The following is a 24,841-nucleotide window of genomic DNA, read 5'->3' on the forward strand; positions in this document are numbered from 1 at the left end:
GGTCGGATTTTAACCCGGCGACACACCCGCCGCGCCGCCGATGCTGCCACGCGGAATCGCGGTTGCGTTCAGGATCGCAAAGCATGTCATGCCAGGCTCAAGCCCCATCTCGGTCGCCGCCCGTTGCGTGATCCGTGCCAGGAACACATCGTCGCCCGCGCAGAGCTGCACCGCAACGCCCGGCCCCATCCCGCGATGCAGCGCCATAACCGCGACAGGCAGTACATTGTGCGACGACAGGCCCTCGGGCGCCGCCTTCGACAGCAGAACATCCTGCGCCAGCACCCGCAGCCGGATCGTGCTGCCCTCCGGCGCCACCACTCCGGGCAACAACAACTCGCCCCCCGACAACGCCAAACGGCTCAAACCGTCCGGCCCGTGCTCGGCCACGCGCGCAGGCAGGATCGCACCCGCCTCCCTGATTCCCACCAGCGGCAGCGCCTTGGGGTCGCTCAGCACCGCCTCGGCCCTGCCCGACAGCACCACCTGCCCGCGCTGCATCACCACCAGCTCGTCGGCCAGCCGCGCCACCTCGGCAAGATTGTGCGACACGTAGACGATCGGCACCTGCGCCACGTCGCGCATCCGTTCCAGGTAGGGGAAGATCTCGTCCTTGCGCGGCTCGTCCAGCGCCGCCAAGGGCTCGTCCATCAACAGCAAACGCGGCCGCGACAACCACGCTCGCGCCAGCGCGACCCGCTGTTTTTCGCCGCCCGACAACGTGCCGGGCCGGCGCTCCAGCAGCGCCTCCAGCCCCAACAGCGCCACGACCCGTTCCATCTCTGTGCGGTCCAGCCCCCCCGGTACGAACCGCGCCCCGTATTCAATATTGGTCCCGACGCTCATATGTGGAAACAGCCGCCCGTCCTGAAAAACGTAACCAATGCGCCGTCGCGCCGCCGGCAGATGCACCCCTTGGGCGCCGTCGAACAATACCGTGTCGGCCAGCGCGACCCGCCCGGCATCAGGCCGCAACAGCCCGGCGATCGCATTGACGACGCTGGATTTCCCGGCGCCCGATGGCCCGAAAAGCGCGGTCACCCCGGCGCCGGCCTGGAACGCCACATCCAGGTCCAGTCCCGGAAACCGATGCCCGATCTCGACGCTCAGGCTCATCGCGGTGCCTCCTGCCCGATGCGCCGCGCCACGCGCCGGGCCAGCCATTCCGACGCCAGGACCGCGCCAAGCGCCACGATGATCGCCAGCACGACAAGTCGGATCGCCGCCGCCTCGCCGCCCGGCACCTGCAGGAAGGCGTAAACTGCCGATGGCAACGTCTGGGTCTCACCGGGGATGTTGGCAACAAATGTTATGGTCGCGCCGAACTCTCCCATCGCCTTGGCAAACCCCAGCACAACCCCCGCCAGGATCCCCGGCGCGATCAGCGGCAGCGTTACCGTGCGAAACCGTGCCGCCCGCCCCGCGCCCAACGTCTCGGCCGCCTCCTCCAGCTTGGGGTCCACCGCCTCGATCGCCAGCCGAATCGCCCGCACCATCAGTGGAAATCCCATGATCCCCGCTGCCAGCGCCGCCCCGGTCCAGCGAAAGGCCAGCACGATGCCCCAGTCCGCCAGCACCCGGCCAACGACGCCGTTCGCCCCGAATGTCAGCAGCAGCAAGTACCCGGTCACCACCGGTGGCAGAACCAGCGGCAGATGCACCAGCGCACTCAGCAGCGCCTTGCCCGGAAACCTCTTCCGGGCAAGCACCCAAGCCACCGCGATGGCCGGCGGCAGGCTGATCGCCACGGCCCATGCCGACACTTTCAGAGACAGCGTCAGCGCGGCCCACTCAGCCTCGCCAAGGCCAAGGGTCATGGCGAGTCCCCGAGACGGGTAAAGCCATGCGCGACAAAGGCGTCACCGGCGCTTTTGGAGGCCAGATGTTCAAGCACGGCCCGCGCGCCACCGCTGCCCCGCCCCGTGACCAGCGCCAAGGGATAGACAATCGGCGCGTGCAATTCCGGGTCGATCCGGGCCAGGACCTGCACCCCCGGATCGGCTTGCGCATCGCTGGCATAAACCACGCCCAACGGCACCTCGCCGCGCGACACAAGGGCAAGCGCGGCGCGGACATTTTCCGTCTCGGCCAGCTGGGGGCGCAGTGCCTCCCAAAAGCCAGCCGCCTGCATCCATTCCCGCGCGTATATGCCGGCCGGCACCGCCTCCGTATGCCCCACGGCCAGCCGCCCCGAACCCAGACGCTCCAGCAGGGTGTCGACGTTCAGCTCGCCCAGATCTTCCGCGCACCGCGGCCCCACCAGAACCAGCCGGTTGCCCAACAGGTCCTTGCGCGTCGAAACCGCAATATGGCCATTCTCTTCCAGCCAATCCATCCAGGCCACGTTGGCCAGAATCACCACGTCCGCCGGGGCGCCCTGCGCCACCTGCCGCGCCATGGTCCCCGACCCGCCATAGGACACGCGGGCGTCGACCCCGGACCCGTCCAGCGCCGCCTCCAGCGCGCCGCGCAACGACGCCGCCGCAAAGATCGTCACCGGCCCGTCGGACCGGGCCGCCCCGACACTGGCAAGGACCGTGCAAATGATTGTGAAAACGCCGAAAATCCGTATCATGTCCCAAGTATCCTGCACTTGAGGATGCGACACAAGACCCGCCTGACGCCCCGCCTGTTGTACAGGACATGACCCCGCCGACACGGTCCGAAGTGTTTTTTTCAGACCATCATCGAAATTTCATGTGAACCAGCGATAATCATGTTAATACTACGTATATACGTTTCGGTCTGAGCAGGTGGGCACCAGAGATACCCCAATGACCTTACAGGGCAAAGATCAGCTTCCACTCTCGCTGCGGATCGCGGACAAGCGCGATGTGCGCAGCCAGTTCGGCGCGCTGTGCTACCGCATGAAGGGGGGCAAGCCGCAGGTCCTTCTGATCACGTCGCGGCGCACGGGCCGCTGGATCATTCCCAAGGGCTGGCCGATGGAAGGCAAAACACCGGGGGAAAGCGCCCTGCGCGAAGCCTGGGAAGAGGCCGGCGTGCGCGGCAAGGTGACCGGCACCTGTCTTGCGCTGTTTTCCTATTCCAAGGGCGTCGGCGCGGCCGACAAGCTGCCTTGCGTCGTGTTGGTCTATCCCGTCAAGGTCGATGCCTTGCTTGACGACTTCCCAGAGGCCGGTCAACGCAAGCGCCGCTGGATGAGCCTCAAGAAAGCCGCCAAGCGCGTCGGCGAGCCGGAACTGGCGCATCTCTTGAAGTCATTCGACCCCCATCGCCTCTGACGTGTAAATCACTCGCCCGACTTGATTTTTACTGCATTCCGCCTATTTTCACGAGTGGTTTCGCAGCGGAGCAACCAGGTGATCAAGTTCACCCTCAAATGTAATCAGGATCACCAGTTCGAAAGCTGGTTCCAGTCTGCCGAAGCGTTCGACAAGCTCGACGCCGCCGGCATGGTCTCTTGCGCCGTCTGCGGCTCGGACTCGGTGACAAAGGCGTTGATGGCCCCCAGCGTCCGCGCCAGCCGCAATGCCGCCCCCGTACCTGCACCGACATCGGCCGCCCCCGACACTGAACCATCGCGCCTTTCGGTCCCGACCGATCCCCGTGGCAAGGCCATTGCCGAACTCAGAACCCAGATCGAGAAAAACTCGGAATATGTCGGCCTCGAATTCGCGGCACAGGCCCGCGACATGCATGATGGCCTGACGCCCAACCGCGCCATCTATGGCGAGGCGAAGCCCGAGGAGGCTCGCAAGCTGATCGACGATGGTGTGCCCGTCTTGCCCCTGCCTTTCGTGCCGCGCCGCAAAGCGAATTGATCTTTTGCCTTGTCTCCGCTCTCCCGTGAGGCAAGCGTTTTCACCTTCACCACAAAAGGACGTCCCATGCATGTCGTGATCACAGGCGCCAACCGCGGGATCGGCGCCGCCCTCGCGGACCGGTTCAGTCAGCGTGGCGAAACCGTCACCGGCACCTCGCGCGACCCCAAGTCCGACCACACGCTGGACGTGACCGACCCCGCCAGTCACCGCGCCTTCGCCGCACGGCTTGACGGCACGCCGGTTGACCTGCTGGTTTGCAATGCGGGCGTTTACCTGGACAAGGGCGAGGCGCTGCCCGACGGGTATCCGACAAAGATGTGGGCCGACAGCTTCGCCGCGAACGTCACCGGCGTGTTCCTGACGGTGCAGACCCTTCTGCCCTGTCTTCAGGCCGCCCACGCAGGCAAGATCGCGGTCATCTCCAGCCAGATGGCCAGTGACGAACGCGCCCCGGGTGGCAGTTACATCTATCGCGCCTCCAAGGCCGCGGCACTGAACCTCGGGCGCAACCTCGCCACGGACCTCGCCCCGCTGGGGCTGGCCGTGGGCATCTATCATCCCGGCTGGGTGCGGACGGACATGGGCGGCGACAGCGCCGACATTTCCATGGACGAGGCCGCATCCGGGCTGGTTCAGCGGTTCGACGCGCTGGATCTCGAGACCACCGGATGTTTCCAGACCTGGGATGGTAAAGATCACCCGTACTGATCTAGGCCGCATTTTCTTTGACACAGAAAGCGCCCAAGAAAATTCGTACGAATTTTCTTGGGCGCGCGGCGCGCACGCTCGGCTCTTGCCCTTCGCCGCGCACGCGCGTAAAGCACCTGCGATCTGACCCAAGGACGCAGCCATGCCCCTGCTCGTGATGAAATTCGGCGGCACCTCGGTGGCCAATATCGACCGCATCCGCCGGGCGGCGAAACGCGTCGGCGTCGAAGTGGCCAAGGGATACGACGTGATCGTCATCGTCTCGGCCATGGCCGGGCGCACCAACGAACTGGTGGGCTGGGTGGACGAGATCTCGCCGATGTACGATGCCCGCGAATACGACGCCGTGGTCAGCTCGGGCGAGGTGGTCACCGCCGGCCTCATGGCGCTGACCTTGCAGGAAATGGATATCCCGGCCCGCAGCTGGCAGGGCTGGCAGGTGCCGCTGAAGACGAACTCGGCCCATTCCGCCGCCCGGATCGAGGAAATTCCCACCGACAACATCAACGCCAAGTTCGGCGAAGGCATGCAGGTGGCCGTGGTCGCGGGCTTTCAGGGAATCAGCCCCGAGGGCCGCATCACCACGCTGGGCCGGGGCGGCTCTGACACGACAGCGGTGGCTTTCGCCGCCGCCTTCGGCGCAGAGCGCTGCGACATCTACACGGACGTCGACGGCGTCTACACCACCGACCCGCGCATCACCGACAAGGCGCGCAAGCTCGACCGCATCGCCTTCGAGGAGATGCTGGAGCTGGCAAGCCTGGGGGCCAAGGTCCTTCAGACCCGCTCGGTCGAGCTGGCGATGCGCTACAACGTGCGCCTGCGCGTGCTATCAAGCTTCGAGGAACAATCGGACGACGCAGGAACCCTGGTCTGCGCCGAGGAGGAAATCATGGAATCAAACGTGGTCAACGGCATCGCCTATTCCCGCGACGAGGCGAAGATGACCCTGATCTCGGTGGCCGACCGCCCCGGCATCGCCGCCGCCATCTTCGGCCCGCTGTCGGATGCGGGCGTCAACGTCGACATGATCATTCAGAACATTTCCGAGGAAGGTCGCACCGACATGACCTTTTCCTGCCCCACCAACCAGGTGGCGCGTGCCGAGAAGGCCCTGCAGGGCGCCAAGGACCGCGGCGAGATCAACTTTCACGACCTCGTGGCAGACACCAACGTGGCCAAGATCTCGGCGGTGGGCATCGGCATGCGCAGCCAGTCTGGTGTCGCCGCCAAGATGTTCCAGACGCTGCGGGACGAGGGAATCAACATCAAGGTCATCTCGACCTCCGAGATCAAGATCTCGGTGCTGATCGACCGCAAGTACATGGAACTGGCCGTGCAATCGCTGCACGACGCGTTCGAGCTGGACAAGACCGCCTGACCCCGCGCGCGGCCTCGGGGCCGCCGCGCCAGTGCCAGGTGAAACAGCACACCCACCGACGCCAGCCCGGCGAACACCAGCACGGTTGTCGCCTCGCCCAGCCGGTCCAGCATCACGCCGATCAACCGCTCAAGCTCGGCACCACGCCCCGTCGGACTCACCGACGGATCATGCGACATGACCGCGCTCGCCACCGGAACGAACAGGACGAAATAAATGCCTGCGAAAACATAGTGCTGCGGCGATCCGCGTCGCGGCAATGGTATCGGCATAGGGACCTTGCCTGTCTGGCGAACGAAGGTTCGTTCCAAGCGCTTAACCAAGACGAGCTGGCAAAACAATCACGATATCCGGGCACTTGCCCGGGCTTTACCGCCCCGCGCGCCACCGGGTGACATTGCCATTTCACAATACCCGCAACCTGTGATTTAAACGTCCCGGCTCCCGGCCAGAACGGCCCCATGGAAAGGCTTCCGAACGCCATGACACCTTCCGGCGATCAGATCGAGACGGACAGCCGCCAGATGCTCTCGCGCCTGCGCGCGCTCATGGCCGAGGACGCCGCCGGACAGGCCCGGCTGGACGCGATCACCACGCTTATCGCCGAGGAAATGCGCACCGAGGTCTGCTCGATCTACCTTTTCCGCGACGAGCAGACGCTCGAGCTGTGCGCCACCGAGGGTCTCAACCGCGACGCCGTGCACCAGACCCGGATGAAGCTCGGGGAAGGTCTCGTGGGCCGCGTGGCCCGCACCGGCAATGTCGTCAACACCGACGACGCGCCCGGCGCACGCGGCTTTCGCTACATGCCCGAGACCGGGGAAGAGGCCTATTGCTCGTTCATGGGCGTGCCGATCCAGCGGCTGGGCGAAACCTTGGGCGTACTGGTCGTGCAGTCCAAGCAGTCCCGCGAATACTCCGACGAAGAGCTTTATGCCGTCGAGGTCGTCGCAATGGTCATCGCCGAGATGGCCGAACTGGGCGCCTTCGTCGGCGAGGGCGCGGCCATGTCGGCCCGTCACCAACAGCCGGTGCTGTTCCGCGGCGGCATCGTCCAGGAAGGCGCGGCCCAAGGCCATGTCTGGCTGCACGAACCCCGCGTCGTGGTCACTAACCCGATCGCCGAGGACCCCACCCGCGAGTTGGAGCGCCTCGAAGAAGCCGTGGACGCCCTGCGCGTCGGTGTCGACCGCATGCTCAGCACAGCGGCCACCGGCGACAAGGAACAGCTTCAGGTGCTCGAAGCCTACCGCATGTTCGCCAATTCCAAGGGCTGGATGAATCGGATGGAGGAGGACATCGCACGTGGCCTCTCGGCCGAGGCCGCGGTGGAAAAGGAACAATCCACCACCCGCGCCCGGATGACCCAGGTCACCGATCCGTATTTGCGCGACCGGCTCCACGACCTGGACGACCTCAGCAACCGTCTCTTGCGAATCCTCACCGGCCAGGGCGCGGAAACCGGCGCGGAAATGCCAGACGACCCGATCCTGATTGCCCGCAATATCGGCCCCGGCGAATTGCTGGACTATGGCCGCCGTCTGCGCGGTATCGTGCTCGAGGAAGGCTCCGTCGGATCGCACGCCGCCATCGTGGCCCGTGCGCTCGCCATCCCGCTTGTGATCCACGCCAGCCGCATCACCAACGAGGCGCTGAACGGTGACTTCGTCATGGTCGACGGCGACCAGGGCATCGTGCACCTGCGCCCAGACGACAACGTCGTCACCGCCTTCCGCGACAAGATGGCGATGCAGGCGCAGGCCCAGGAACGCTACGCCTCGATCCGCGACAAGCCGGCGGAAACACTCTGCGGCACCCGGCTGGCGCTGCACATGAACGCCGGCCTCATGGCCGACCTGCCCAGCCTCGAAGGCTCCGGCGCCGAGGGCGTGGGCCTTTTCCGTACCGAGCTTCAGTTCCTCGTGCGCGCCCACATGCCCCGCCGGTCGGAACTGAGCGAGCTCTATGCCCACGTCATAGACGCCGCCAAAGGCAAGCGCGTCTGCTTCCGCACGCTCGACATCGGCTCGGACAAGGTGCTGCCCTACATGAAGGTGGTGGACGAGCCCAACCCCGCGCTCGGCTGGCGTGCGGTGCGCGTGGCGCTCGACAAGCCCGGCGTGATGCGCATGCAGCTTCAGGCGCTCGTGCGCGCCGCCAAGGGCCGACCGCTGTCGGTCATGTTCCCTTTCGTCGCCCAGCGCGAGGAGTTTTCTGCCGCCAATGCCGAGATGAACAAGGCGTTGGAACGCGAGCGTATCCTCGGCCATCCCCTGCCCTCCGAGATCGAGGTGGGCGCGATGCTGGAAACGCCATCGCTGGCCTTTGCACCCGATTCTTTCTACCGGGAAGTCGATTTCCTCTCGATCGGCGGCAACGATCTCAAGCAGTTCTTCTTCGCCGCCGACCGCGAGAACGAATTGGTACGGCGGCGCTATGACACACTCAACGTCAGCTTCCTCAGCTTCATCGAATCCATCGTGAAACGCTGCGAGGCGCACGACACCCCGCTCAGCTTCTGCGGCGAGGATGCCGGCCGCCCGGTCGAGGCCGCCTGCCTGGCGGCCATCGGCCTGCGCAGCCTGTCGATGCGCCCGGCCTCCATCGGGCCGGTAAAATCCATCCTGCGTCGCATCGACCTGGGCGAGCTTTACGCGGTGATCGACGGCGTGCGCAACGCGGGCGACCAATCCGTGCGCCCGGCGGTGATGGATTATCTCAAGGGCAAGCTCTGAGGCTCAGAAAATTCGTACGAATTTTCACGGGCCCGGCCCCGATCCTCAGGCACGCTTGACGCTCGGAAGCTCCACCAAATCGCGAAAGTCTTCCAGCAGCTCTGCATGATCGCGGTCGGCCTCTATCGCCAATCGGCGCAGCCCGAAATGCACATGGGCCATCTGCTGGTAATAGCTGGTGAACGCATAATTTGTCACCGCCCCCGCCGCGGCACCCAGCACGGGCACCGTTTGTGCGGCCAGCTTCTGGCCCAGCACCGTGGCCAGCCTTGGCGCGACCTTTGCCACAAGCGCCTGGACCGCCTTGCCGGTCACCGCAACCCGCGTGCTGAGAAACGCCAGATCGCTGCCATCGTCATGGTCCAGCGGCCCCGCCGCGGCAAAGACCTTGATACAGTCATATTGCACGCCCGGCTCGTCCGGGTCGAAGCCGTATTCCGCGGCCACATCCTGGATCGCGCGCAACAGCACCGTGGTCGTGACGGGCAGTTCTGCCAGCGCCGTGGGCAGCCCGCCCGCGCCGCCCGCCGCGCCCATCGCCGTTGTCATCGCGCGGCTCAGCCAGCCGGGACTGTCCGGAAAATAGCCACGCGAACGGTGCGCGGTCTCCATCGCCATCCGCAGCGCCCGTTCGGTGCTGTCGTCCAGCCGCGATCGCACCGGCACCGGCAGGCGAGACAACAGCCCCTCGGCCTGTCCGCCGACCATGTTCAGAACCTGGATGCCGACGTTTCCGGCCCGCCGGTGCCGCTCGGCCAGCGCCTTCAGGCGCGCCTCCACCGCGGTCGCATCTATCGCCGCCGGCAGGATCTCGGAATAGGTTTTCTTGACCATGGTGAAAAGATCGGTCACCGCGCCCGCTTTTTCAAGCGGCACGCGTGACTTTGCCGACAATCCCCTCCCATGCACCGGGGATCAATTCCATGCCAAGCACCCGCTCGGGATTGGTCGGCGGCGGCATCTTCACCTTGTCCAGCCGACTGAAACCGAACCGCTCGTAATAGGGCGCATCACCCACCAGCATCGCCCGGTCCCAGCCGGCCTCGTGCCCGATCCGCAACGCCTCGCGAATGAGGTACCCGCCCAGCCCCTCGCCCTGCCGTGTCGGGTGCACCGCGATGGGCCCCACCAGCAAGGCCCGCGCCGTGCCGATCCGCACCGGCCAGACCCGGATCGCCCCGGCCAGGATGCCATCCGCATCCCGCGCCACCAGGCACAGCGCCGCCACCGGCGCCACGCCCTCGCGCAGACGGTAGGACGACAGCGCCTCGCGCCCCGGCGCGAAGCACAGGTCGTAAAGCGCCTCGACCTCCCACCAATCCTCGCGTGTCTCTTGGCGCAGGTTGTACACAGGCGCTTTATCCTTCGAAAAACAGGTGGATCGTCGCCTAGCACGCGGTTAGGCCTATGTCCAAACGCAATCGCAAACAGCCCCGAAGGACGCCCATGTTCTACCGCCCCGAAGACGGCCACGGCCTGCCGCACAACCCGTTCAATGCCATCGTCGCGCCCCGCCCCATCGGCTGGATCTCCACCCGCGGCAGCGACGGCTCGGAAAACCTCGCGCCCTATTCCTTCTTCAACGCCGTGGCCTACGTGCCGCCGCAGGTGATGTTCTCCTCGACTTCCGCCAAGCCCGACCGGGGCGACACCAAGGACAGCGTCGCCAATATCCGCGACACCGGCGTCTTTTGCGTGAACATCGTGGAATATGCCCTGCGCGACGCGATGAACCAGACCTCGGGCCCCTGGCCGATGGAGACCGACGAGTTCACCGACGCCGCCATCGAGCGGGCGGCCTGCGAAACCATAGCATGCTCGCGCGTGGCCGCCGCCCCCGCCGCGCTTGAATGCAAACTGACGCAGATCGTCGACCTGCCCGGCAAGGCCAACAAGGTGGTGTTCGGCGAGGTCACAGGCGTCTACATGCGTGACGATTGCCTGAAGGACGGCATCTTCGACGTGCTCAGCTTCAACCCGCTGGCCCGGATGGGCTACAAGGATTACACGGTGGTGCGCGAGAAATTCGCCATCGCGCGTCCGGGCGAAAGCTAAAGGGACCGGCCGCGCGTCGCATCCGCGCTCAAATCAAGGACACGACCCCGTCCCGGGCCTGACCCGGGACCTCGATGACAAAGGGATCCCGGATCAAGTCCGGGATTCGACATTGCGTAGGGTGGGTGAAAACCCACGCGCCCCGGACCGGCAGATCCTCAATGCCCCCCGCCAAGAACCCCGGTCTTCACATCGTAATCCACGGCCAGCCCGTAATCGGGGTCGTCATCACTATCGACCATCAGGTGCCCGGCCTTTTTCAGCATGCGGTGGCAATCCCGTGTCAGGTGCCGCAGCTGCAACCGCTTGCCCGCAGCCAGGTACTTGCCCGCCACCGCCTCGATGGCCTGTAGCGCCGACTGGTCCACGACCCGGCTCTCGGCAAAGTCCACGATCACCTTGTCTGGGTCGTTCTCAAGGTCGAACAGTTCCACGAAACCACTGGCCGAACCGAAAAACAGCGGGCCCTGCACACGATATACCTTGGTGCCGTCCATCTCCTTGCCGGTGATGGCGTGAATGCGCTTGGCGTTGTTCCACGCATAGGTCAGCGCCGACACGATCACGCCCACGACGACGGCGATGGCCAGGTCGTATTGCACCGTCACCACCGTCACCAGCACGATCACAAGCGCGTCCGAAAGAGGCACCTTGCGCAGGATCCGCAGCGAGTTCCACGCAAAGGTCCCGATCACCACCATGAACATCACGCCCACCAGCGCGGCCAGCGGAATCTGTTCGATCAGCGGCGCGGCGAACAGGATGAAGATCAGCAGGAACACCGCCGCGCAAATCCCCGCGATGCGTGTCCGCCCACCCGATTTCACGTTGATGATCGACTGCCCGATCATGGCACAGCCGCCCATCCCGCCGAAAAAGCCGGTCACGGTGTTGGCCACGCCCTGCGCGATGCATTCCTGGCTGGCGCCACCGCGCCGGTTGGTCATCTCGCCCACCAGGTTCAGCGTCAGCAGGCTTTCGATCAGGCCGATCGCGGCCAGGATCACCGCGTAGGGCAGGATGATCTCGAACGTCTCAAGCGTCAGCGGCACGGTCGGGATATGAAAGGCCGGCAACCCGCCCTCGATCGAGGCAAGGTCCCCCACCCGCGGCACGTCCAGCCCGAAGATCAGTACGATCGCGGCCACCAGCCCGATCCCGGCCAGCGGCGCCGGGATCGCCTTGGTCACCCGCGGCATCAGCCAGACCACCGCCATGGTCAACGCCACCAGCGCCAGCATGGTATATAGCGGCGCGCCCGACAGCCATTCGCCCCCACTCATGCCGTGGCCCGTGTTTTCCATCGTGCCGGGCACCTTGAACTGGCCCAACTGTGCCAGGAAAATCACGATGGCGAGGCCGTTGACAAAGCCCAGCATCACCGGGTGCGGCACAAGGCGGATGAACTTGCCCCAGCGCAGCACCCCCGCCGTGATCTGCAAGATCCCCATCAGGACCACCGTGGCAAACAGGTATTCCACCCCGTGCTGCGCCACCAGCGACACCATGACAACGGCCAGCGCGCCCGTCGCCCCGCTGATCATGCCGGGTCGCCCGCCGATCAAAGCCGTGATCAGGCCGACGATGAAGGCCGCGTAAAGCCCCACCAGCGGATGCACACCCGCGACAAAGGCAAAGGCCACCGCCTCGGGTACCAGCGCCAGCGCAACGGTCAGTCCGGCCAACAGCTCGATCCGCAACCGTGACACGCTCAGCCTCTCTCCGGGCGTCAGGCTCAACTCGGACAAATCGAAGCGTTTGGCCCAGTCGGCCAGCAAGGTGCGTTTCACGGGGGCTATCCTGATTGGGTGTCTCTGCGCGAGCGTCCCCCTAACGCGAACCCGCGCGATTGACCATTGCCAATTTCAGAACCCGGCCATGAACGTAGCGAAATTACTTGTCGTAATATTCACGGAACCAGGCCACGAACTGGCGGACCCCGTCGCGCACGTCGGTATCCGGGCTGTACCCCGTCAGGCTTTGCAACAGGCTGGCATCGGCCCAGGTGGCCGGCACGTCGCCTTTTTGTATCTCCATCAGGTTGCGCTCGGCGGTCATGCCCAGCGCCGCCTCGATGGCATCGACGAAATCCGTCAGGCGCACCGTCTTGGAATTTCCGATATTGACCACGCGATAGGGCGCCACGGGCGACAGGCTGTCGCCCTCGGCAATCGCCTCTGGGCCTTCGGGTCGCACCGGGGGCGCGTCCATCAACAGGCGGATTCCGCGCACCAGGTCAGTGACATAGGTAAAGTCGCGGTACATCTCGCCGTGGTTGTAGACGTCGATCGGCCGCCCCTCCAGGATCGCATCCACGAACTTGTAAAGCGCCATGTCCGGCCGACCCCAAGGCCCGTAGACCGTGAAAAACCGAAACATCGTGGTCGGCAGGTTCCACAAATGGGCATAGGAATGCCCCATCGCCTCGGTCGCCTTCTTGGTGGCGGCGTAGATCGTCATCGGCGTGTCGGCCTTCTGCGTCTCGGTATATGGCATGTCGGTCTCGGCCCCGTAGACCGAACTGGTCGAGGCCATCAGCAGGTGCCGGATCTCGTGACGTTTTGCCGCCTCCATCACGTTGAAGGTGCCCACCACGTTCGCCTCGATATAGGCGCGCGGGTTTTCCAGGCTGTAGCGCACACCCGCCTGCGCCGCCAGATGCACGATGATATCCGGTGCGCAGGCATCCACGGCGCTGTCCAGCGCCGCGACATCTTCCAGCATCGCCTCGGTCGCGGTGAAATTGGGTGACTGCAACAGCATCTGGTGCCGCCGCGCCTTCAGCGACACGTCGTAATAATCGGTCATGCCGTCAAAGCCATGCACGACCATCCCCTCGTCCAGCAGCAGCTGCGCCAGGTGGTATCCGATGAAACCGGCCGTTCCCGTGATGAAAACCCGTGTCATGCGCGTGTCGTCCCCGCTGCCCCGTTCCGCCGGTCATTCGTTAGCTGGCACCGCCGGGCCGCACAAGACCCGGGGCGTCTCAGACAAGGGTCACCGCGTCCCCGGGCCGTGATTCCACTGCCTTGCGCAGCGCGGGCGCGAAAGCCTTGTGGCACCCCCGGCCTGCCTGCTTTGCGGCATAAAGCGCAAGATCCGCATCGTCCATCATGACCGCCAGCCGCGGCGTGGCATAGGTGCCGCTGCGCGTTGTGCCGATGCTGCCGGATATCCGCGCAACCTCACCGTTGAAGGCGACCGGCTCTTCCAGCCGCTCTATCAGCCGCCCGGAAATGCGCGACAGCTCCTCTTCCGAGGTGCACCCGACCAGGATCAGGACGAATTCATCGCCGCCCACGCGGATCACCGTGTCACCCTTGCGGATTTCTTCGCGCAGGATCTGCGCGACCCGCCGCAACACGTGATCGCCGGCCGCGTGGCCCAGGGTGTCATTCACCGATTTGAAAAAATCGAGATCGAGATGCATCAGCGTAAACGCTTCTTCGCTTTCGGTCAGCCGACGTATCGCGGGCTCCAGTGCGCGGCGGTTGCCCAGGCCTGTCAGCGTATCGGTATGAGCCTCCTGCTCGGCCACCACCTTCGCGCCCTGAAGCCGCTGGTTCAGTTTCTGCCAGGCATCGGTCACCACCGCCTTGGCCTCGACCAGGTACAGCATTTCCACCGCCAGGTCCGTCACCGCAAAATCCGCGCTTCGCAGGTCGTGGCGGCCCACGGCGTCCATCACGCCGATCCCAAAGGACAAATCGACGATAACGCCACCCGGCGGGCCCAGCGCCCGGTCCTCGGGCAACGGCACCGCGACAGCCTTCAGCTCGGTCTCGACAGGACCGCGCAATACGCAATGCAGCCGCCGCCCCGCCGCCGCGCGCAACCCCGGCACACCCGGCTCCAGCCGCGGGCGCCTGACCTCGAACAGATCGAGGAAATCGCACCCGATCAGACCCTTGGCATTCAAAACCTTCCTCGCCGTCGGACCCGCGTGCGTGATGCGCCCCATGGCATCCACGATCAGATGCATCGGGCACAGCACGTCCAGCAGCGCCCCGAGGCTCGCGATCGCACCGGGCCTCATCCGGCGTCGCCCAGCACGAAACTGCGCCCGGTCGCAAACGCCGCCTCCAACAGTTGAACATCAATGGTTTCGACACCATCGCGGCATCCCTTGTGCTCCAGCAGAACCAGTGCGCCATAATCATCCGCCATGGCCCGCAACAGCCCCAGCAAAACGTGACCGAAGGCAAAACCCGCCGTCCCCCGTTTCCCGACCGTGACCGAGAACACCTGTTGCCCACGATCCACCAGCGCAACAGGCGGCAAGTCCAGCTGCGGCGCCGCCAGCCGCGCCCGCGCCGGCAGGTCGTCCAGCGAATGCAGAAAATCGGTGAAATCCGCGCCCGAGAACCGCAACAGCCGTCGCAGCGCGGCGGCGGTGGGGTGCGAAACCAGGTAGGTGCCGATATCCTCCAGGATCTCGGCCTCCGCCTTGTCCAGAAGCTGCGCGGCCTGCACCAGTACATCGCCGGTCAGCGCGTCCGGGTAATCCAGCATCGCCTCGAATTCCGGCGGCGCAAGGTCCGCCCGGCGCGCGATCTCTTCCCAAGCCTCATGCCCGTAGGTATCCCGCAAAAACAATTCTATGGCCCGGTTGATCAGCCCATGCATCCTGTGCTCCCGAATTCGGTCAAGCGTTTGCACAACCGAATTAAGAAGCCTTGAACGTTTCAATTTGTCTTTAAAAAATTGACCGGCCGGGTCTGCACGGCGCTCAGAAATCGGTCGGAGCGCCGCCTTCCTCCTTCCGCCGCGCGACAAAGGCCGCCAGTTCCTCGCGGATGCCCTCGTCCATCGGCGGCGCCTCAAAGCTCGCGATGATGTCCCGGAACACCTGGTGCGCGCGCTGTGGCGTCCACACGCCGCCCGCCGCCTCCCACGCCTCGAAATTGCGCCAATCGCTCAGGAATGGCTGATAGAACGCGGTCGTGTATCGGTCCTGCGTGTGCTGAATACCAAAGAAATGCCCCTGGTTGCCCACCTCGCGCACCGCCTCCACGGCAATCTCGTCCGGCCCTGTCGCCGTCACCTGCGGGTCCATGTAGCGCTGGATATGCTGCAATATCTCGCAGTCCATGATGAATTTCTCGGGGCTGGCTATCAGCCCGCCTTCCAGCCAGCCGGCGGCGTGATAGACCATGTGCGCCCCCGACTGCACCGCCGACCACAGGCTGTTCGAGGTTTCCCACACCGCCTGTCCGTCGGGGATGTTTGCCGCACACACGCCGGAGGCCCGCATTGGCAGGCCATAGAACCGCGCCAGTTGCCCCGTCATCTGCGTCGCGCGCATGTATTCCGGCGTCCCGAACGCCGGCGCGCCCGATTTCATGTCGACATTGCTGGTGAACGTGCCGATCGCGCAGCCCACGCCGGGCCGGATCGCCTGCGCCAGCACGATCGCGCACAGCCCCTCGGCCAGCGATTGCGCCACGGCGCCCGCCATCGTCACCGGCGCCATTGCGCCCGCCAGCGTAAAGGGCGTCACCACCAGCCCCTGGTTCCGCTTCGCCAGCCGGACCCAGCCGTCCAGCATCGGGAAATCATGCTTCAGCGGCGATGTGGAGTTGATGTTGGAATACATGTGCGGGCTGGCCTCGAACTCTTCGTCCGTCAGGCCGCCGGCGATGCGCACCATCTCCATCACGTCCTCGACCCGTTCGCGGCCCAGGCAATAGGCATGCGCGACCTTGTCGGTCAGTGTCAGCTTGTCATAGAGCACATCCAGGTGCCGCACGCTGGCATGCACGTCCTGCGGCTCCACCGGATAACCGCCGACAAAGTGGATGCAGTTGAAATACTGGCTGAGTTTCAGCAGGTTGGCGCACATTTCGCGCGTGCCCGTCACCTTGCGGCCTATGCCCATATCCCAATAGCTGGGCGGCGACGAGACATTGCCGAAATTAAGGTGCCGGCCCCCGATCGTGATCGCGTGATCCGGGTTGCGCGGGGTGATGGTGAACTCGCTCGGCGCCTTGCCGATCATCTCCATCACGAAATCGCGGCTCATCCGCACATTCTCGCCGTTGATGTCGCAACCGCCCGTGCCGCTCAGGATTTCGATCGCCTCGGGGTTCAGAAACTCGATCCCGATCTCTTCGAGGATGCGCATCGCGCCATCGTGGATTGCCTGGATGCCCTCGTCCGTCAACGGCTCGACCGGCCGGTCGATGTTGATCGGCGGGTTCCATGGCATTTGCTCGATGACGGCCGTACCCCGTCGCGTCGCGTTTCCGGCCCGTCCGCCGCTGCGTTTCCTGCGTGTGGCTGTCTCTGCCATGGTGAGTCTCCTCGAAAGGCTGCCTTCCATGCAATCACCGCGCGGGCCCGCTCGTTTGCCGCTTTGCGACAGAACCTGTCGCAGATGAACTATCTCGGCACGATCAGCGCCGACCGCCGCCGCAGGATCGACAGGTAAATGGCGAGGCTGCCCACCACGATGACACCGCCGACCAGCATCGCCACTGTCGGCCGCTCGCCCACGCCGATCCAGACCCACAGCGGACCCAGCACCGTTTCCAGCAACATCAGCAGACTGACATTGGCCGCGAGCGTGTATCGTGCCGCCAGCGACAGCATGAAGAACGACACGGGCAGCACCACGCCCCCGGTGATCGCCATGGCCCAGACCCGGCCCTCGAACATCGCCTCCACGCCGGTCAGCGACCAGCCGATCACACCCGCGATCCACGCGCCGACCCCGATGGCCAGCAGGATCGGCAACTCGGGGCTTGCGCGCACCGTCACGAAGTTGAGCGCCAGCACGAACGCCACGCCAAGGCCAAAGATCGCCCCCGTCGCAGCAGCCCGGTTCAGCGCCACGTCGCCATGCCCGCCGCCCAGAACCGCAATGCCGATCCCCGTCATCACCGCCGCGATGGCCGCCCAGGTCAGGGCCGATGTCGACTCGCCGGTCACCACCCGGCTCAGCAGCGCGGAAAAGACCGGCACCGCGGCCACGCCCATCAGCACCATCGCCGCCGGGGCCGAGGCGATGCCAAGGCAGAACAGCATCGAGTTCAGCACCTGCGCCGCCACGATCAACAGCCCCGGCCCGCTCATCAGCCGGGCGATATCGCCCGCCCTGTCCCGGCTGATACCGGCCCAGGCCAGCACCATCATCGTGCCCATGAAAAGCCCGCGCCATCCGGTCATCTGGAAGCCTTCCATGCCCGACAGCCGCATCAGCATCGCATCGGGCGTCAGCACCAGCGTGCCGAAAAGCGCCAGAAGAATGCCCCGGGACAAACCTGCGCTCACGTTGTCATCCAGGTCGGGATTTGCCCGATATCAGTCAGGACCACATCGGCATGGGGGCGCAATTCGTCCGAGCATGCCGGTCCGGTCAGCACCGCGATCGTCTGCATCCCCGCCGCACGCCCCGCAATCAGGTCATGGGTGCTGTCACCCACCATCGCCACGCGCGCGGGGTCCAGACCGGCTGCACGGGCGAACGCCAGGCACGGCCCAGGGTCCGGCTTGGCCCCGTGGCCGGAATCGAACCCGGCGATGAAATCGAAGAATCCGGTGACTTCGGCTTCGCCCAGATGGGCGCGGGCCCCATACTCGGTATCGTTGGTGGCGACGCCCAGCGCGATGCCCTCTGCCTTCAGCGAAGACAGGAATGGCGCAAGCGGCACCGCTTCGGCCTGCGGCGCGGTGGCCGAGGTCTGCATCAGGTAAAGTTCCAGCTCGGCCACCTCTCGCCCCGGCAGCGCCCGCGCCACGCATTCCGCCGCCTCGCGGTTGGTGCCCGCGATGATCGGGCTTGTCGGCGCGAAACGCATGGCGCCAAGGTCGTAATGCATTTCCGCCGCCAGCCTGGCCCTGACAGCCGCATCGCCGTCGGCAAGATCTTCGATCAGTCCCCCGGCCCAGGTGCTCCAGGTGGTGTGAAAATCGAACAGCGTACCATCCTTGTCAAAGAGCAGCCCATCAATCTTTCTTGCGGGTTTGTTCACCTTATGGTCCTTAAAATTAATTCATGTCCAATGGGTCTGAATCCCGCCCGGAAGGGCCGCGCGGGCCTCGACAACCGCCTCGGGCGGCACATTCGCGGCCTCGCTGAACTCCATGATCCACGCGTCGTCCATCAGGATAAAATCCAGCAAAGAGGCAAGAAAATCCGGATCTTGCGCACCATCGCGCAGATCATCCCGCCCTGCCCCCGTGGCCCCCATGAACACGTCCAGCAGGTTCTCGTGACCTGCGATCCAGCCCAAGGCCTTGAGCGCGACAGTCTCGGCGGCTTCTCGCTGATCGGCCATATTGATTAACTCCCGGCAAGGTTTTCTTAACTAATCACAGGGATAGTCTAGCCATCGGAAAGGACAAGTCGGAAAGGCCTCGGCACATGTCAGGCACCATTCTCATCGTCGATGATCTCGCGACCAATCGCATCGTGCTGAAGGTCAAGCTGTCGGCGGCCTATTTCAGCGTTGCGCAGGTCGGCACCGCGAAAGAGGCGGTCGCGTCGATCCTGCGCGACAAGCCGCAGGCGGTCCTGATGTCCGACGATCTGCCCGACCGTGACGCGTGCGACCTGATCCGCGACATCAATGCCCTGCCCGGCTGTGCCCAGCTGCCGGTGCTGGTCCTGACCGCCACCCACACACCGCAACTTCGGGTCGACCTGCTGCAGGCCGGGGCGGCTGACGTGATGCCCAAACCCTTTTGCGAGAAGACGCTGCTGGCGCGACTGCGCTCGATGTCGCGCCACGCCCCGGTCGAGGCCGATCTTGATCTGACCAACGACACCGCCGAGGCACTTGGTTTCGCCGAGGCGCAGGCGGGCTTCGCCGCGCGAGGCCTGATCGCGACGCTGCATACCGGCGCCGCGCGAGACCAGGCCCTGTGTCGCCGCCTCGCCCAAACCACCCCGCACCGGTTCGAAATGCTCCGCACCGGCCAGTCCGGTCTGCTCACAAGAATGCATGCATCGCCCGACGTTCTGCTGGTTTTCCTGCCCGCACGCGCGACCGAGCCCGATCTGGTCCATCTGGCCGAGCTTTGCAGCGCACCGCAGACCCGCCAGTCAAGGGTGCTTGCCCTGGTCGACCCCGCCGATGACGCGCTGGCCGCCAAGGTGCTGGACCTCGGGGTGCACGATGTTGCCGCCCACAACGCCGACCCACGCGAGATCACCCTGCGCCTGGACAAGCTGCTCAGGGCGAAACAGGCCGACGACATGCAGAAGGCCCGATTGCGCACCGGGCTGCATGCGGCGGTCACCGACCCGCTGACCGGGCTTTACAACCGCCGCTACGGCCTGTCGCAGATGACCCGGATGATCGACACGGCCCGCAGCAGCGGGCAAACCTTCGCGGTGATGGTTGCGGACCTCGATCACTTCAAGGCGGTCAACGACACCTACGGTCACGCCGTGGGCGACCGGGTCCTGACCCGCATCGCCCACGCTCTGCGCGACGCGTTGCGCCCCGGCGACAGCCTGTCGCGCATCGGCGGCGAGGAATTCCTGGTGCTGATGCCCCAGTCGGGGATCGCGGCCGCCCGCGCCATGGCCATGCACCTGTGCCATACCGTGCGACAGACAAGGATTGCCCTGCCCGGTGTCGAGACGCCCGTCTCGCTGACCGTCAGCATCGGCGCCACGGTGGCCAACCCCGCGCACCAAGGGGACAGGCTCGACCCCGAGGCGATGGTGGCCGAGGCCGACCACGCGCTTTATGCCGCAAAGTCCGGCGGGCGCGATACCGTCACGTTTTCCCAGTTATCCGCCGCCTGACCGGGGACACACCGGCACCGGCCTCAGCGACGCCGCCGCTGCAATTCCTGCTCCAGCCGATCGGCATAGGCAACGCGGTCCTCCGGGCTCATCTCGCCCCAATAGGCGATCAGCAGCGTCTGCGCCGCGGCGACACGGTCATCGAACAGTGCCCGCACCCGCGTCATCCTGTCAGCCGCGGCAGCGGGGTCGAATTCTTCGGCGCGCAACAGCGCGACCAGTCCGGCCATTTCCTGCCGAAACGCCTCGCGTTCGTCTGTCCTGTCACGAAAGTTCCGGATCATCTGCTTCTTGAGGTCACTGCGCTCCTCCTGGCTCAGCGCCCGGTGCATCGCGCCCATGCCCCCCGGGGGCCCGCCGCGCATCTTCGGCCCGCCCTTGATCGCGAACCCGGCCGCGGCCCCCACGACAAGCAAATTCAGCGCGAGCGACACCACCAGAAGCACGCGCATCCAGCGCGGCGCCCCGGTGCGCGGCCCGGTTTCGGTCTCGTCGCTCATGCTCATCCCTCCTCGTCCGGGAAAAGTTCAGTTCCGATGTCGGGCTGCAGCGCCAGGGTGATATCTTCGCCCCAGACCAGCTGCGCCGTGGCGCTTACCCCATCCGGCGGCGCCGCGCCCAACCACAGCCCGGTGATGGCAGCGGCGCTCAGCCCGGTGACCGCGGGCCAGCCGCCCAATGCCCGGAACACACCGCGCCACCCAATAGAGGCGCGCGCCCCGCGCCGCCGTGGCGCGCTGCGTGCTGCCACCTCCGCCTCTTTCAGAGCGTCCTGCACCGCCTCCGCATCGCCCAGCACCCGCGCCAGGAAATCGGCATCCGGTTCGGGCGCGGTGCGGCGCGCGGCGGCAAAGGCCGCGCTCAGCTCATCGTCAGGTTTGCCCGTCTTGCTCATTCCGAATACCCCAGTTCATCCTTTCGCCCCCGCAGCACGTCGCCAAGGGCCCGCTTTCCCCGCGCCGTCAGGCTTTCCACCGCCTCGACGCTGATCCCCATGATCTCGGCAATCTCCGGATTGCCAAGCTCTTCGATATGGCGCAGCACCACCGCCTGTCTCTGCCGCTCCGGCAGTTCGCTCAGCGCGACCTGCAGCGCGTCGGCCCGGGCCCGCTCCTGCATGTCCTCTGCCGCGCTCGACCTGCTGTCCTGCGGATCGCCCGCCGCCTCCAGCGGTCGCGTGCGCCAGCCCCGGCGCAAACGATCGGTGCACAGGTTCGCCACCACCCGGTACAGCCAGGTCGTCACCTTCGCTTCCCCCTGCCTCCAGTCCGGCGCCACCCGCCACAGCCTCAGCAGCGCCTCCTGCGCGACATCCTCGGCCTCGGTCCGGTTGCCGAGCAGGCGGTAGGCATGGGCCAGAACCCGCGGGCTCAACCGCAAGGTCAACGTCCGCGCCGCCGCCCGATCGCCATTGGCGAACAGCACCAGCAGCGCCTCGTCGGCCACGTCGTTCAGGTCGTCCAGCGGCATCGTCATGTCCCTGTCGTACATCCTGCCCCGTTACTCGCGTCCGGTTCTAGGCCGAAACACCCCGCCCCGGCCAGTCTTGCGAACGTGACCGGGGCGGGATCGCGCGGATTACTCCGCGTTCTGCTCTTTCTTCTTGCCGTGATGCTTGGCGCGCATTTCGCGCATCTTCTCGCGCGCGGTGTCGAACTCGGCCTTGCTGATCGCGCCGTCGCCATCCGCATCCGCCCGGTCGAACATCTTGCCGCCCCGCCGCGCCTGCGCTTCCTCGAAGCTCACGCCGCCGTCGCCGTCGGTGTCCAGCCGTTCGATCATCTTGCCGGCCCGCTTGGCCGCCCGTTCCTGCGCCCGGGCCTGCATCTCCTCAAGGCTCATCACGCCATCGCCATCGGTGTCGGCGGCATCGAACCGCGCTTTCATATGCGCCTGCATCTCTTCGCGCGTCAGCTGACCGTCGCCATTGGCATCCAGGTCCTCGAACGAATGCCGCGGGCCCTTGCCCTCGCCCGACCCGGCCATGCCCGGCACGGCTCCACCCAGTGCGATCGACATGCCAAGGGCGCTCATGATCATCAGGTTCTTCATCTTCATGCTCCATCTCGGACAGGTTCGTTGCGGCGCGATCTTCGGCCGCGCCTTTGCTTTGCGACCGCGCCTGCCATCGCGATCATACAGTCTAAACGCGGGCCCCCGCGCCTTCCGTCGCGCGGCTTCGACATTTTTCCGGGCAGACCAAAGCCATTCTTTGCGACATCCCGACGCACAGACAGCCTGTCACCTTCCAATTTTGCTTCCGAAAGCGCAGGTCTACAGCCATCCACGCGCGAGGGCACATGACCAGCACCGATCACGACACCCACACGTCCGCTTCCGTGGCGCACACCACGCCCGAAGGACAGGACTCCAATGAACGCGACCTGTGGCCCGCGGTATTTCGCGGGTTTCGTCGCACCTGCCCCAATTGCGGCTCGGGCCCGATCCTGAAAAGCTATCTCAAGCTGCGCAAAAGCTGCCCGGTCTGCCGCGAGGATCTCAGCCACGCCCGAGCCGATGACGGCCCCGCCTACCTGACAATTCTTCTGGTCGGGCACCTCATGGCCCCGCTTCTGCACGTCACCTTCACGACGTGGCGGCCCGAACCGCTGGTGCTGTTCACCATTTTCGCTATTGGCTGCGTCACGCTCTCGCTTTACCTTCTGCCCCGGCTGAAAGGGGCAATCGTCGGCTTCCAGTGGGCGCGCCAGATGCACGGCTTCGGGGACGACACCTGATCCCTTCGGCCCCGAAGGACAGGACCCGATGACCGCAACATACCCGAAACATTCCGACAAGAGCGCCATCCGCGACGCGGCGACCGTGATCGTGCTGCGCGACCGCATGACGCAACCGCGCGTGCTGATGGGCCAGCGCGGCGCCAAGGCGGTCTTCATGCCCAACAAGTTCGTCTTTCCCGGCGGCGCAGTGGATGCGGGCGACGCCGCGATCCCGCTGGCCCGCCCGATGCCCGACGGCTGCGCCGCCCGCCTGCGTGACGACAGCGAGACCGACCGCTCCCACGCGCTGGCTGCCGCCGCGATCCGTGAGCTCTGGGAAGAAACCGGGCAGGTTCTCGGCCAACCCGGCGACTGGTCCGGCCCACCCCCCGCCGACTGGGAAAGTTTCGCCGCGACCGGCCACGTTCCCGATGCCTCCGCTTTGCAGTTCGTCTTCCGCGCCATCACCCCGCCGGGCCGCCCCAGGCGATTCGACGCTCGCTTCTTCCTGGTCGACGCCGGGGCGCTCACCTCCGACCCGGACGATTTCTCGCCCGCCTGCGACGAACTCAGCCACCTTCAATGGGTGCCTCTCGCCACGGCCCGACACGACTATGACCTGCCCTTCATCACCGAGGTCGTGCTGGCCGAGATCGAGGCCCGCGCCCACGATCCGGCGCCCCCCGCCTCGGTGCCGTTCTTTCGCAACGACGACGAAAGCAACCTGTTCAAACGCCTCTACGGCGCGCCGCTGCCTGATTGAACGGCCCGACTTACGCGCGCCGCCGCTACCCCAGCAGCACCAGCAACAGGATGCTGGCGCTCACCAGAACGATCCCGACCAGTTCCCGTCGCGTCACTGTCTCGCGAAAGAACAGGACCGAGGCAGCCAGTGAAAAGATCACCTCCACCTGCCCCACCGCGAACACGTAGGCCGCGTTCTGCAAGGTGAAGGCCGTGAACCAGCCGACGCTGCCCAGAAGGCTCGTCACACCCATCCACACCGCGCGGCCCCGCGCCGCCCAGACACGGGCCAACTGCCCCGGCTCGCCCCAGCGCAGATAGGCCGCCATGCCAAGGCTTTGCGCCGCCGTGACCGCCGCCACCGCGACCATCGCCCGCAGGAACGCGTCGTCACTGGCCACCTCCAGCGTCGCGCCGCGATACGTCACCGCCGACACCGCGAAGAACGCCCCCGAGGCCAGCCCCAGCGCCGGCGCCTTGCTGGTCACCCGCCGCCACCAGCCACCCGCGCCGCCCGGCACGTCCGACAACACCAGCACGCCGATCAGCCCAAGGAATATCGCCACCAGCCCCGGCAGGCTGATGCGGTCGCCCAGCACGATCAACCCCACCATCGCGGTCTGCACCACCTCGGTCTTCTTGAAGGTGATCCCGACCGCAAAGTTCCGCTCTGCAAACAGCAGCACGACGCACCACGTCGCCAGGATCTGCGCCAGCCCGCCGCTCAGCACGTAGATCCAGAAACGCCCGCCCACCGCCGGCAGCCCCTGCCCCGACCACATTGCATAGCCCCCTGCCAGTAGCGCGGCCATCGGCGCGGCATAGGCGAACCGCGCGAAGGTCGCGCCCAGGGCGCTCAACGTCCCCATGCTCAGCGATTTCTGCAACATGAAGCGCAGCGTCTGGAAAAACGCCGCCATGATGGAAAGAAGGATCCACGGTTCGACCATGGA

At 65.8% G+C, this 24,841-nt stretch carries 27 protein-coding genes; 9 read left to right on the forward strand and 18 right to left on the reverse strand.

Going from position 1 to position 24,841, the window contains the following annotated elements; all coding sequences use genetic code 11:
* Positions 1–9: 9 nt before the first annotated feature.
* Genes modC through modA form a run of 3 tightly spaced genes read right to left on the reverse strand, consistent with a single transcriptional unit; the run spans position 10 to position 2,575 of the window.
* Positions 10–1,116 carry a molybdenum ABC transporter ATP-binding protein gene (gene modC, locus PVV74_RS04845; RefSeq protein WP_274592441.1) on the reverse strand — a complete coding sequence of 369 codons (1,107 nt, stop codon included), beginning with the start codon at positions 1,114–1,116 and terminating at the stop codon, positions 10–12.
* The gene (modB, locus tag PVV74_RS04850) at positions 1,113–1,817 is read right to left on the reverse strand and encodes a molybdate ABC transporter permease subunit (RefSeq protein WP_274592442.1); all 705 of its coding nucleotides are present in this window, start codon (positions 1,815–1,817) and stop codon (positions 1,113–1,115) included. The genes modC and modB overlap by 4 nt, the downstream gene beginning before the upstream one ends.
* Complete coding sequence (gene modA / locus PVV74_RS04855; RefSeq protein ID WP_274592443.1) at positions 1,814–2,575, reverse strand: molybdate ABC transporter substrate-binding protein; 762 nt, start codon at positions 2,573–2,575, stop codon at positions 1,814–1,816. Before modA ends, modB begins: the two co-directional genes overlap by 4 nt.
* A gap of 199 nt (positions 2,576–2,774) precedes the next feature.
* Here modA and PVV74_RS04860 point away from each other — a divergent pair, with 199 nt between their 5' ends.
* The 5 genes from PVV74_RS04860 (at position 2,775) to ptsP (ending at position 8,612) form a co-directional block, all read left to right on the forward strand.
* Positions 2,775–3,245 carry an NUDIX hydrolase gene (locus PVV74_RS04860; protein WP_274592444.1) on the forward strand — a complete coding sequence of 157 codons (471 nt, stop codon included), beginning with the start codon at positions 2,775–2,777 and terminating at the stop codon, positions 3,243–3,245.
* Between the two features lie 78 nt (positions 3,246–3,323).
* Positions 3,324–3,785, forward strand: coding sequence for a DUF1178 family protein (locus PVV74_RS04865; RefSeq protein WP_274592445.1), 462 nt, complete (start codon positions 3,324–3,326; stop codon positions 3,783–3,785).
* A gap of 66 nt (positions 3,786–3,851) precedes the next feature.
* Complete coding sequence (locus PVV74_RS04870; RefSeq protein ID WP_274592446.1) at positions 3,852–4,496, forward strand: SDR family NAD(P)-dependent oxidoreductase; 645 nt, start codon at positions 3,852–3,854, stop codon at positions 4,494–4,496.
* Between the two features lie 142 nt (positions 4,497–4,638).
* Positions 4,639–5,877, forward strand: coding sequence for an aspartate kinase (locus tag PVV74_RS04875; RefSeq protein ID WP_103762372.1), 1,239 nt, complete (start codon positions 4,639–4,641; stop codon positions 5,875–5,877).
* Between the two features lie 461 nt (positions 5,878–6,338).
* A complete protein-coding gene (ptsP, locus tag PVV74_RS04880; RefSeq protein WP_274592447.1) occupies positions 6,339–8,612 on the forward strand; it encodes a phosphoenolpyruvate--protein phosphotransferase in 2,274 nt (757 codons plus the stop codon).
* Between the two features lie 45 nt (positions 8,613–8,657).
* Here ptsP and PVV74_RS04885 read toward each other — a convergent pair whose 3' ends face one another.
* On the reverse strand, positions 8,658–9,446 hold the full coding sequence (locus PVV74_RS04885; RefSeq protein WP_274592708.1) for an EcsC family protein: 789 nt from the start codon (positions 9,444–9,446) through the stop codon (positions 8,658–8,660).
* 31 nt (positions 9,447–9,477) lie between these two features.
* Positions 9,478–9,963, reverse strand: a complete 486-nt coding sequence (locus PVV74_RS04890; protein WP_103762371.1) for a GNAT family N-acetyltransferase — start codon at positions 9,961–9,963, stop codon at positions 9,478–9,480.
* 95 nt (positions 9,964–10,058) lie between these two features.
* On the opposite strand from PVV74_RS04890, the gene PVV74_RS04895 reads away from it, so the two are divergent.
* Positions 10,059–10,667 (forward strand): flavin reductase family protein, encoded by a 609-nt coding sequence (locus PVV74_RS04895; protein WP_103762370.1) that lies wholly within the window; start codon positions 10,059–10,061, stop codon positions 10,665–10,667.
* 158 nt (positions 10,668–10,825) lie between these two features.
* Here the strand turns inward: PVV74_RS04895 and PVV74_RS04900 are convergent, their stop codons facing one another.
* The 8 genes from PVV74_RS04900 to PVV74_RS04935 all read right to left on the reverse strand — a co-directional run bounded on the left by PVV74_RS04900 (position 10,826) and on the right by PVV74_RS04935 (position 18,946).
* Positions 10,826–12,457, reverse strand: a complete 1,632-nt coding sequence (locus PVV74_RS04900; protein ID WP_425061822.1) for a SulP family inorganic anion transporter — start codon at positions 12,455–12,457, stop codon at positions 10,826–10,828.
* A 103-nt stretch (positions 12,458–12,560) separates the two neighbouring features.
* Positions 12,561–13,574, reverse strand: coding sequence for an NAD-dependent epimerase/dehydratase family protein (locus tag PVV74_RS04905; RefSeq protein WP_274592448.1), 1,014 nt, complete (start codon positions 13,572–13,574; stop codon positions 12,561–12,563).
* A gap of 79 nt (positions 13,575–13,653) precedes the next feature.
* Complete coding sequence (locus PVV74_RS04910) at positions 13,654–14,703, reverse strand: diguanylate cyclase domain-containing protein (protein WP_274592449.1); 1,050 nt, start codon at positions 14,701–14,703, stop codon at positions 13,654–13,656.
* On the reverse strand, positions 14,700–15,293 hold the full coding sequence (locus tag PVV74_RS04915; protein ID WP_274592450.1) for a heme NO-binding domain-containing protein: 594 nt from the start codon (positions 15,291–15,293) through the stop codon (positions 14,700–14,702). Before PVV74_RS04915 ends, PVV74_RS04910 begins: the two co-directional genes overlap by 4 nt.
* Before the next feature lie 103 nt (positions 15,294–15,396).
* Positions 15,397–16,959 (reverse strand): trimethylamine methyltransferase family protein, encoded by a 1,563-nt coding sequence (locus tag PVV74_RS04920; RefSeq protein WP_274592451.1) that lies wholly within the window; start codon positions 16,957–16,959, stop codon positions 15,397–15,399.
* Between the two features lie 89 nt (positions 16,960–17,048).
* Complete coding sequence (locus tag PVV74_RS04925; protein ID WP_103762364.1) at positions 17,049–17,939, reverse strand: DMT family transporter; 891 nt, start codon at positions 17,937–17,939, stop codon at positions 17,049–17,051.
* Positions 17,936–18,640 carry an HAD family hydrolase gene (locus PVV74_RS04930; RefSeq protein WP_274592452.1) on the reverse strand — a complete coding sequence of 235 codons (705 nt, stop codon included), beginning with the start codon at positions 18,638–18,640 and terminating at the stop codon, positions 17,936–17,938. The genes PVV74_RS04925 and PVV74_RS04930 overlap by 4 nt, the downstream gene beginning before the upstream one ends.
* Positions 18,641–18,661: 21 nt before the next feature.
* Entirely contained in the window at positions 18,662–18,946 is a 285-nt protein-coding gene (locus PVV74_RS04935; protein WP_274592453.1) for a DUF3572 domain-containing protein, read from the reverse strand.
* A gap of 86 nt (positions 18,947–19,032) precedes the next feature.
* On the opposite strand from PVV74_RS04935, the gene PVV74_RS04940 reads away from it, so the two are divergent.
* Positions 19,033–20,424: a diguanylate cyclase gene (locus tag PVV74_RS04940; protein WP_274592454.1), complete on the forward strand. Its 1,392-nt coding sequence runs from the start codon at positions 19,033–19,035 to the stop codon at positions 20,422–20,424.
* 23 nt (positions 20,425–20,447) lie between these two features.
* Here PVV74_RS04940 and PVV74_RS04945 read toward each other — a convergent pair whose 3' ends face one another.
* The 4 genes from PVV74_RS04945 to PVV74_RS04960 all read right to left on the reverse strand — a co-directional run bounded on the left by PVV74_RS04945 (position 20,448) and on the right by PVV74_RS04960 (position 22,476).
* On the reverse strand, positions 20,448–20,924 hold the full coding sequence (locus tag PVV74_RS04945) for a periplasmic heavy metal sensor (protein WP_170067150.1): 477 nt from the start codon (positions 20,922–20,924) through the stop codon (positions 20,448–20,450).
* A gap of 2 nt (positions 20,925–20,926) precedes the next feature.
* The gene (locus tag PVV74_RS04950; RefSeq protein WP_274592455.1) at positions 20,927–21,319 is read right to left on the reverse strand and encodes a hypothetical protein; all 393 of its coding nucleotides are present in this window, start codon (positions 21,317–21,319) and stop codon (positions 20,927–20,929) included.
* The gene (locus tag PVV74_RS04955) at positions 21,316–21,900 is read right to left on the reverse strand and encodes an RNA polymerase sigma factor (protein WP_274592710.1); all 585 of its coding nucleotides are present in this window, start codon (positions 21,898–21,900) and stop codon (positions 21,316–21,318) included. Before PVV74_RS04955 ends, PVV74_RS04950 begins: the two co-directional genes overlap by 4 nt.
* 102 nt (positions 21,901–22,002) lie before the next feature.
* Positions 22,003–22,476 (reverse strand): EF-hand domain-containing protein, encoded by a 474-nt coding sequence (locus PVV74_RS04960; RefSeq protein ID WP_245890428.1) that lies wholly within the window; start codon positions 22,474–22,476, stop codon positions 22,003–22,005.
* 248 nt (positions 22,477–22,724) lie between these two features.
* On the opposite strand from PVV74_RS04960, the gene PVV74_RS04965 reads away from it, so the two are divergent.
* Together PVV74_RS04965 and PVV74_RS04970 are read left to right on the forward strand one after the other, a co-directional pair.
* Positions 22,725–23,162, forward strand: a complete 438-nt coding sequence (locus tag PVV74_RS04965; protein ID WP_103762357.1) for a DUF983 domain-containing protein — start codon at positions 22,725–22,727, stop codon at positions 23,160–23,162.
* A gap of 28 nt (positions 23,163–23,190) precedes the next feature.
* Complete coding sequence (locus PVV74_RS04970; RefSeq protein WP_103762356.1) at positions 23,191–23,907, forward strand: NUDIX hydrolase; 717 nt, start codon at positions 23,191–23,193, stop codon at positions 23,905–23,907.
* A 25-nt stretch (positions 23,908–23,932) separates the two neighbouring features.
* Here PVV74_RS04970 and PVV74_RS04975 read toward each other — a convergent pair whose 3' ends face one another.
* On the reverse strand, positions 23,933–24,838 hold the full coding sequence (locus PVV74_RS04975) for a DMT family transporter (protein WP_274592456.1): 906 nt from the start codon (positions 24,836–24,838) through the stop codon (positions 23,933–23,935).
* Between the last annotated feature and the right edge of the window lie 3 nt (positions 24,839–24,841).

It is taken from the genome of Roseovarius sp. SK2, from assembly GCF_028807495.1.
GTDB lineage: Bacteria > Pseudomonadota > Alphaproteobacteria > Rhodobacterales > Rhodobacteraceae > Roseovarius > Roseovarius confluentis.